The sequence below is a fragment of the uncultured Nostoc sp. genome, from assembly GCF_964245445.1.
Taxonomy (GTDB): Bacteria; Cyanobacteriota; Cyanobacteriia; order Cyanobacteriales; family Nostocaceae; genus Nostoc.
In genome coordinates, this window is the sequence record NZ_CAXTNE010000061.1 from 22,375 (window position 1) to 31,320 (window position 8,946).

Consider the following 8,946-nt stretch of genomic DNA (forward strand, 5'->3'; position numbering starts at 1 on the left):
TGTCAGTTACTGTGCAAGCTAATAACTGCATCATGTACAAGTATTCCCAAATACAACTGATTAATAACAAACACGACTTTGTAATTACAGTGAGTTATATTTCAATCAAGGTGTAATAAGATTTCGCAAAATAGGCGTTAAAAAGCAGAGTCAAAAAGTTGTCTGACTTTTAACTCTGCCGATTAGCTTACTTTGTTGTAGGTGGAGCTGCTTCAGGTATCGGAAGACGTTCTTACTTTGTAACTTTTGTATTCGTTACTAACTTAGTATTTTCACTACCTGAAACCCAGTAACTTCCAGAACTATCAGAAATTAACTTGGCTCGTTGTTTTGCAGTGTTGGGTAAACCTCGCCCAGAATCTCCCTTTGTAATTTCTTGCCACCAAGGAGATTTCATGCTGGTAGCCGGACGAATTAGGGGTTGTCGATTCATGACTTTGTACAGCAAGGATTGCAAAATCATACTGTTGGTGCTGCTGGTGAAACCAACTGCCGTTTTACCTGTGGCTTCATAGAAACCTTCATAAAATCCGGCTAATGGATTATATAAGTCAGTTGTTCCTTGCAGTAACTCTTGACTGTACTTGTTTTCTGGAAGCAGGGCATCATAGGCAAAAGCGACTGCTGTACTTACCAATCGCCCTTTTGGTACAGTTTGCCCGTCATCTCCTAAGGCCACCCAAGACTCACCCCGCCCAGTAATTGTGCTGTGGACAGTGTAAGGTTTACGATCAATTAAGGTGGTGGCTGAGGCTGTAAGAGTTCCAGTGCGATGGTAACGTTCAGCTTGCGCCTGAAAAATTGGTTCAAAGAGTGATCGCATTTGTGGATCTAGTCCAAACTCCAGTGCATAGAGTAAGAATGGATTGCTAACTGTGTATTGGTTAACTTTCGATTTAGTATCCTTGCGATGACGCTGGATTGGAACTTTCACACCCTCTACTGAGGCAGTTTGATATTCACCCCCAACAGCAGAACCATCAACATTAAACCCCCATAATTGAAAAGCACGAGCTGCATATTCCTCATAACCCAAGCGGGTTTCAGGATTGATGCGGGTAAGCGATCGCCCCTCTTGATCTTTGGCGGTTGTAGCACTGGAGAGAATACCCTCACGTACCACGCGCAAGTATGACCAATCCAGCACAATTTTATCTACGGCAGCCGTGTATTCTGGATGACAAGTTTTTAAGTTGTAAAGCGCTGCCAGCATTCTACCTAAATCTAAAGCTGACCAGCCGTTGCCTTCTGGAACTGGATTTCCACCATAATCTACTGATTGCAGCGTTCTGGTATCATAACCCCGACCCGGCAATTCTCCAGCAAACAATGGTAACTTTGTTAAGGCTGCTAAAAGATGTCGGGTGCGCTGGTCAAATTCCTTGGGGGTAATTATATCGAGCGATCGCGCTGCATGGATTGCTGCAAGATAATCTCCTAAACCCCAGAGGGTTGCACCTTTGAAATCACTGCGATCATCTATCAGCCCACTCTTGGAGTGATAATTCGCTTGAAAGTATCGCCAAGCCGCCTCTGCATAACGCCGTTCAATTACTGACAGTAGTCGATCTAGTTTGAGGTTAGATGAGGACTTGGGGCTATCCACTGGTGGAATGGGTGCAACAGCCACTTCTGTAGGTTTAGAAGTATCCGCAGGGGTTGGGCTAGGAGTTGTAACAGTAGAATTTGGTTGATTTGCGATCAGAGTTGTAACAGTAGAATCTGGTTGATTTGAGGGTGTTGCAGGAGAAGCATTTTCACTGGGCTTGCCAGTAGACACAGTTACAGAACTAGAAGCAATTAAAGGGTGATTTCCCTTAGCTTTGTAGTATAAAATCTCCAAAATTAGCCCATTAGTATTACCTGTCAAAGCTTTATTAGGTTGTTTTGATTCTTCATAGATACCAGCATAGTAACCACTATCATCAGGACTGCGGAGATCCTTGACAGCATCAAAAACTTTTTGAGCATAAGGATTATCTGGAAAAAGATAGCGCCAACCAAAAGCAGCTTTGGTACTGATGCTGCGAAACTGTGGATAAGGTTGATTAGCATCGGTGATTGTTGCCCAGTTTGCACCGTTGGCGTAGACAGTGTTGTAGAGAAAATAAGGCGCTTGATCGATATTATCTTCTGTGACAGCAGTCAACTGCCCCGTGGTATCATAACGCCGTTTTTGCACATCTAAAACCCTAGCAGCAAAATCAGCTAACTCACCTTGCAAGCCAAACTCAATCCCATCAAGGATATAAGATTCACTAACAACGTAATTATTAGCGTTGGTACTTTGAAAGTCACGGGTATCAACGGGAATTTGCACACCATTAATTTCAACTAGCTTAAATGGTTCTAAAGAAATAGCCTTAGATGCGTTGAAGCCCCAAAGTTGATAACCCCTAGCCGCGTATTCTTCGTAGCCAAGTCGTCCTTCTTGCACCGATAATGTTTTGTTGTCTGGGAGAACAGCAGCTCCAAAAAGTTGTCCATCTTTGAGCGATCGCGCTACCTGCCACTTTGCTACAATTCCTTTTAGCCAGTCATTATATTGAGGGTGACAGGTGCGGATAACATCAAACGCAGCAAGTATTCGCCCGACATCCAAAGCAGACCAACCAATACCTCGCTCCAGTGGATTATTGCCATAATCAACTATTTGTGCGTTGGCTGCGTTATAGACTTTATTGGGCAAGGTATCTTCAAATAACTTTAAGCTGTTGAGAGTTGTCAAAAACTTGTTGAGGCGTGAATCAAAATCTGCTTGGTCAGTAAGATTTAACCAGCGTGCAGCATTCAACGCCATCAGGTAATTCCCCATATCCCAGAGTGTACCAGAAGGATAACCGCCAGTAGAATTGGTAAATCCCGTTGCTGGCTGATAATTTTTGACAAAATACTGCCAAGCAGCACGAGCATAAGTTTGTTCTTCAGGAGTAAGCGGGGCTGTAATATTGCCACAACTACTGGAATTTTGAGATAAGACTGGTGTCGGGATGTAAAACAATAATTGCAGAAATGTCCCAATTAGGAACAATGCAATCCATCTCAACAGCTTTTGTTGACGGGGTTTGTATATCATAATGCAAAGAAAGAGTTAGGAGCGTCATAGGTGACAAAGTTTTCATTCTCATCAGTATAATCACGCGCTAACCAGTGAAATTCTTGCGCCGCTTTGATCCGATGTTCCGGTGGACGGATATTCTTGAGCAGTACTGCGAAGTAAGTGACGAGTGCGAACACAAAATTTTCCGGATCTAAGAAAATTGCAAACTCAGTCTAACCAAAGAAATAAAAAATTGACAAAAAAAATGCTTAGGGTATTATTCTATTTGCCTATTCAGACTCCAAAACCCTCAACAATCTCTAAAGAGCGAATCCGAATACACTCGACTGATGCGATCGCTCTGTTCTGATATCCCTCTTGTGTTACTCTCCGAAAAATTTTGCCATTTCTGAATTCTAGAGCTTTTGTATACGAAGCGATGGCTTTGCCCGCCGCAGGCATCGCAAGATTTTTTTCTAATAACAAATACAACAACCAAGTTTTTGTAATAGGATAGCTTGTATTGATTGACTGATAAAGCTTTTAGAGATTTCCCTCCCGCAGACTCACAGAAGCTGTTTACGGACGCGCTCGCTTCCGTTATGGATGGAAGAAACAAGTCAAATCCTCTTCCCTTCTGCCTTCTGCTTTCTGCCTCCTGCCTTGTTTCTTAGGAGAGGGATCAATATGGTTCGGATAAGCTCTTGAGGCAGGGGAGGGAAGAGAGTTATTAAGCAATTTCTCTTCCCCTGCTTCTCTTCTCCCCCTACTTAATAACAGCTCGCTTCAACAGATAACTTTGTTAACCGAACCGTATTGGAAGAGGGATATCAAAAGACACAACTAAATAGTGATAAAAGTGGAAGGTTGAGCCGAAAGTATACTTGCAGTGACATTATCCAACCTCGCCAACACTTGATTGTCAGAACTATCCATAATCAAAGCAATACTTCCTTGTTGCTGTATCAACAATTGACCGAACTTGAGACCACCTGACAACGCAAGCTTATCCTTACCTATTTCAAAGTCAGTAATGGAGTCTGTGCCCTCACCTAAAGCCAACACAAAAGTATCAGCGCCATAACCCCCTGTAAGTACATCTTTGCCATTGCCCCCATAAAGTCGGTCATTGCCTGTGCCCCCTAATAGTTGGTCATCGCCGATACCACCAAATAGCGTATCGTTTCCGTCGCCTCCGGAAAGTTGGTCATTTCCTAGATTACCTACGATAGTGTCTTGACCCCCCAACCCATAAATCTTGTTGGCTGGGGCATTGCCTTTTAAGTACTCAGAATTATCAGTGCCATTAAGAAGAGAAATTTTGTTAGTAATAGGAGTCTTATTGGTCGCGGCTTCGTATGCACCAGCATCAATCAATACACTGCCGTTGCCATCGCCATCTAGGGGAGTATTCTTAGTAATGCTATTGAAGGCATTGGAACCAGCATCGATCGCAGGACTTCCAGATTTGAGCCTAAAGTCATGATTCGCTGCATTAACAAACAACGGGTCTTTGTTTAAAACATTTCCTGATCCTGTGCCTTTAAAAGCTCCGTTGTAAGCAAGGTTATTGTCAAATGAAACATTACTAGAATTAGCAATATAATTGGCAGACGCTCCGGACTTTGCATACATAATATTGTTAGATGCCTGAACATTTTTAGAGCTGTTAATAAAAATTTCTCCGAGTAAAAGTTTTTGTGAATTTTTGTAAGTTGTATTATTTACAATATCTACAGGGTTTTGTCCTTTAAAAATTTGAATACCTGCGCCACCATTGTTGTAGATTAAATTGTTGGCAATTAAGGCTTTACCAGCATAAAATTCAGTGCCAATGTAGCTTCTATCAAGCATCACCCCATGACCTTCTTGTATTTTTCCCGTTGCATCACTAGGTACTAACTGATTGTTATCAAAGGAAGTATTGCCACGAATAATTACTTTGTAATCTGTAACATTATTATCAGAATTCCAGAGGTTCAGCATTGTAATCCCTTGAACTCCAAAGGGAGAATACCAACCATTCCCAGAAACGACATTGTTTTCTACTGTAATGTAGTCTGCTTGGGTTGTTGCAATCCCACCTCCTGGAAACTTAGAAATGTTGTTATTACTAATTGTGATGTGATGTGAATGCTGCTTTTTATCACCATCAATATATGTAACATTAATACCATTTCCAGATGTTGCTGGATTACCCAAATTATTTTTTTCTTGGAGCGCATATTTTAATGTAGTTTCATCTCGCGCTCCCGCCATCGTCAGCCCTTCAATTACTATATAAGAAGAGCCTGTAATTGAGACAGCATTCCAATTGTTTTTGTGTGCTTCTAGAACAGGTGTGTGTCCTGGATAAGCAGTAAATGTGATTGGCGCATTAGCGGTACCGTGCTTATCTGAAATACTCAGGATATTAGGGTAAATATTTGTGTAAGTACCATTCATGACGTAGACGGTATCACCTGCGGCTACCAAGTCTCCAGCTTTTTGGAGGGTGCGAAATGCAGCTCCTTCCTTCAAGCCATCATTTTTATCACTGCCTGTTCCAGAAACGTAGTATGTTTTGCCAGCCATGAGATTAACTCCGAATATTTGTAAGGTGAATTGGTAGTACGTTCTCAGCAATAAACTATGTTGCTAAGTAGTTATTTGAATGGATGATTTATCTAGTCTTTTTAAGACAGTCGCAGTTGTGCGATTGCGACTTGGAATCGCGTCGTTTGTAGAAACACTTTTGTAAAACTGAAAACTTTTATCCTATTAACCTTTGATGGTTAAAGTAGGGATGTTAATACCGTCAATCGTTAGTCTTTTATTGAAAGTGATCGGACAATTTGTACGCAGACAAGGCAGCGCAAAGCCGGAGACTTTTCCTGTCTTCTCTGCGCTTGTTGAGTGGTCAAAGTTGAATTGGTTGAAACTTTAGTAGGTTTACCCCTTAACTTAAGGGAACTAATGTAACAACTTAGTCGAACCTGTTATAAGAGGTGTCACTGAGTCCGGCGAACTTATGTATTAAAACTAACCTTTACACGAGGGATGTAAATCAGTAAATACTCTGGATATAGTTATTTTTTTTTACAACAAAGACAAAATTTTTATGGAGATGTCGTGGTGGAGTCCTGTTAATTTCCAGAGTGATATGGGAGTGGAGAGCGCTTTGTGCAAGGATTTGATGAAGTTTATCTAAAAATTTTTAAAGAAACGATGCTTTCCGCTAGGACACAAAGAAAGAAATAAGAAGCCGAGAAAATTTGGCGTAGCCTCACAAAGAAATGGTATGAAAATTCGCCAGACCATTCATTCCAATTCATTGCTTGTATCTTCATGATCAAATCAGGCGAAACTAATAAAAACCCTGAAAGCTATACAGGGTCGTTTTTTCAGACCATCTAGGCAATGGGCTACGCTCCACCGTAGGCGATCGCGGTTTATTCGGTGATACTTATCAAGGTATAGTTAAACTTGAATATGCCCCTGCCAAACCTCTGGCTGTACGTCTCGAGTATAGTAGTGGGTATATCCTGAGTAACCGCTTTAATGTGTTAGGGCTTAATTTTGAATTCGCACTTTTACAAAAGTTAGCGATTTTTGGTCGTTATGGCTACGGCGACTACAGTAACACTAATTTTGGGGATCTCAATCTTCAATACTGGATGGCAGGTGTTGCGTTCCGAGACTTGTTGAAGCCGGGGTGTTTAGCAGATATTGCCGCAGGACAGCCATTTATTGAAAGAGATATTGGCAATGCTACTCAAACTAACTTTGAAGCATTTTACAACTTCCCAATTAATGACCATATTCGGGTAACACCTTTAATTCAGGTCATTACCAATGCCGCTAATCAAGATACTAACGGCACGATTATGACAAGGACGCTATGAACAGTCTTTTCTTTTTAGCTCTGGTAATCTTGCCCTAGCTTGGCAATAGCCGACAGTAGTATTTATGATGTTTGCTTGCTCGTATCGAAGAAAGTATTTCATGAACGAGTAAGCTTTTCCTATCTACAAGAAATTTTTGGACAATCCCTGTACTTTTATCGCATTCATCACTAATGCTGCATCTGCAAGGCAACCATATACGCCCAGGGGTTGCCGCAGGCATCACCTGACCCATCCCTTCACTGTTAAATAGCCTTTAGGCTGGAGGCTTATTCCCCACGGTATTGGGATGTGGGCACAGAATTTCTTTGGGACTGTTAAATAGCCTTTAGGCTGGAGGCTTATTCCCCATAACTCCCCATAGCTTAGAGCTTTTCTTAGTGCCATTCGGGTCTAATACAATCAGATAGCCTCATAGTCTAGCTGAGATTTAGTTCAACCAAACTTTTTGATCTTCCTTACTTCTTCCCTTTCTGTTTTTATATTCAAATCATTCACCCAATCAAGGAGACTTGACTATGAATTCTCAAGCCATCATCAATCCTGCTACTGATCTAGATTTTTTTGCTGAACTAACCGCCAGTGGAATTAATAGCCTAGATCACTCTGTTACCCAAGCGATCGCTGCCTTGCGTTCTAATGATATTCACAAACCGCGAGTCCTGGGTCTTGCAAACACATTCCATTTGACATCTTATGAGGTTTTGAATTAAGGTACTATTCAGCATCTAAAATCCACTACTAATGGCGTATTCTAGCGACCTCACAGATGCAGAATGGGAAATTTTTGAACCCTTATTGCAAGAGATATTACCGAATAAGAAGCAGACTCGACCAAGCAACCCGACATTGCGAGATATCTTCAGTGGATGCAGCAAGGTTTCAAATTACTAATTTGCTGCGACAACCGACAACTTGCTTAAACGACGCCTTCTTCGTGGAGTGATCCGGTACTTCTAGCTCAACCCCCATGAGCGTGAACAGCGACTCCAAAAAACCCTCTGCTTGTCGTCCTGGTAGATAAAATAGCGATTGAATTGTCCCCATTGTGGCGATCGCAACGTCGCTATAATAATTCGAGGCTCCCTTTCGTCCGGTTTTATTTTCGTTTCGCCATTGCTCCACCACCTCCTCATTTACCCAGAAAGTAATGCTGCCTCGAAGCTTTAGCGCTGCATTGTATTCTTTCCAGTTACGAACTTTATAGCTGGTCTTGGCTTTCGTATTCATGATCAAACTAGCCGCCCAATGCTCAAAGTAGGTGTGAAATGGGGATAAGTAAAATTTACCATTTTTCCCTATTCACGCAACAATGCCCTACAGGGCTGCCAAAGTTATCTTTTTTTCTGGAACTAAGGTAATTATGTTTTCCGCATTAGGTAGACTCTCACAGAAGGCAATCATACCCAAAAATTTTGGAAGTTGATACATGGTATTCTTAAGTTCTTGCCCATAGAGGTGTTGCAATAGGTCAACTGCAATCACACCCAAACCAGCACCATTGAGTGAAAGCAAACTAAAACCACCAATATGTTCTTGAGGATTTTCAGAAGTGGGGAAATCCAGAGAAACGATATTACCTATGTTGTAACCAATGCCAATTCCTGTCTCTGATTTGGTAACACCAACACCAAAAATACAGGGGTGAGCAAAAAAGTTACGCCCTACTTGGTCATATTCATTTTCATTGGCTAAACCGTTTTGGCTATTATTTATGGCTGTACTGAGTGGAACACACCTCCTAAACCTCCCTGGCAAGAACATAAGCATCGCAACTAGAGATGAGATATTTACAAAAATTGTCTTTGCCAAATCTGGGAAAACTTTGACATAACAAGCTAGTGATGGCACTAACCTAGAATTTACTGAAGCCAATGATATTAATCCACCTTTTAGTTGTCGTGTAGGTGTTTGTAGTAATTGTATGTGTAAAATCCGCGAAGGTGAAGTTGCTTAGGGACTTCCAAATAAAAAAATATACCATTGCAATAGAGGCAAGGGGCAGGGGGCTCTTAGCTGGGG

The 8,946-nt window shown here is 41.6% G+C and carries 9 protein-coding genes; 3 read left to right on the forward strand and 6 right to left on the reverse strand.

All coding sequences use genetic code 11. The annotated features are described in order from the left end of the window. Positions 1–232: 232 nt before the first annotated feature. The 4 genes from ACFE90_RS13080 to ACFE90_RS13095 all read right to left on the reverse strand — a co-directional run bounded on the left by ACFE90_RS13080 (position 233) and on the right by ACFE90_RS13095 (position 5,614). Positions 233–3,076, reverse strand: coding sequence for a DUF3131 domain-containing protein (locus ACFE90_RS13080; RefSeq protein WP_375501105.1), 2,844 nt, complete (start codon positions 3,074–3,076; stop codon positions 233–235). Further along, positions 3,073–3,237, reverse strand: coding sequence for a hypothetical protein (locus ACFE90_RS13085; RefSeq protein WP_375501107.1), 165 nt, complete (start codon positions 3,235–3,237; stop codon positions 3,073–3,075). The genes ACFE90_RS13080 and ACFE90_RS13085 overlap by 4 nt, the downstream gene beginning before the upstream one ends. A 97-nt stretch (positions 3,238–3,334) precedes the next feature. Further along, the gene (locus tag ACFE90_RS13090; RefSeq protein WP_375501109.1) at positions 3,335–3,502 is read right to left on the reverse strand and encodes a hypothetical protein; all 168 of its coding nucleotides are present in this window, start codon (positions 3,500–3,502) and stop codon (positions 3,335–3,337) included. Between the two features lie 381 nt (positions 3,503–3,883). Next, positions 3,884–5,614, reverse strand: coding sequence for a right-handed parallel beta-helix repeat-containing protein (locus ACFE90_RS13095; RefSeq protein WP_375501111.1), 1,731 nt, complete (start codon positions 5,612–5,614; stop codon positions 3,884–3,886). 968 nt (positions 5,615–6,582) lie between these two features. Between ACFE90_RS13095 and ACFE90_RS13100 the strand changes: the two genes are divergently transcribed. Together ACFE90_RS13100 and ACFE90_RS13105 are read left to right on the forward strand one after the other, a co-directional pair. Continuing rightward, on the forward strand, positions 6,583–6,924 hold the full coding sequence (locus ACFE90_RS13100; protein WP_375501113.1) for a carbohydrate porin: 342 nt from the start codon (positions 6,583–6,585) through the stop codon (positions 6,922–6,924). Between the two features lie 518 nt (positions 6,925–7,442). Next, positions 7,443–7,637 carry a hypothetical protein gene (locus ACFE90_RS13105; protein ID WP_375501115.1) on the forward strand — a complete coding sequence of 65 codons (195 nt, stop codon included), beginning with the start codon at positions 7,443–7,445 and terminating at the stop codon, positions 7,635–7,637. Between the two features lie 169 nt (positions 7,638–7,806). On the opposite strand, the gene ACFE90_RS13110 is transcribed toward ACFE90_RS13105, so the two are convergent. Together ACFE90_RS13110 and ACFE90_RS13115 are read right to left on the reverse strand one after the other, a co-directional pair. Beyond that, complete coding sequence (locus ACFE90_RS13110; protein WP_375501117.1) at positions 7,807–8,154, reverse strand: transposase; 348 nt, start codon at positions 8,152–8,154, stop codon at positions 7,807–7,809. Between the two features lie 87 nt (positions 8,155–8,241). After that, positions 8,242–8,799, reverse strand: coding sequence for a hypothetical protein (locus ACFE90_RS13115; RefSeq protein WP_375501119.1), 558 nt, complete (start codon positions 8,797–8,799; stop codon positions 8,242–8,244). A gap of 4 nt (positions 8,800–8,803) precedes the next feature. Here ACFE90_RS13115 and ACFE90_RS13120 point away from each other — a divergent pair, with 4 nt between their 5' ends. After that, a complete protein-coding gene (locus ACFE90_RS13120; RefSeq protein ID WP_375501121.1) occupies positions 8,804–8,881 on the forward strand; it encodes a 2Fe-2S iron-sulfur cluster-binding protein in 78 nt (25 codons plus the stop codon). The last annotated feature ends 65 nt before the right edge of the window (positions 8,882–8,946 follow it).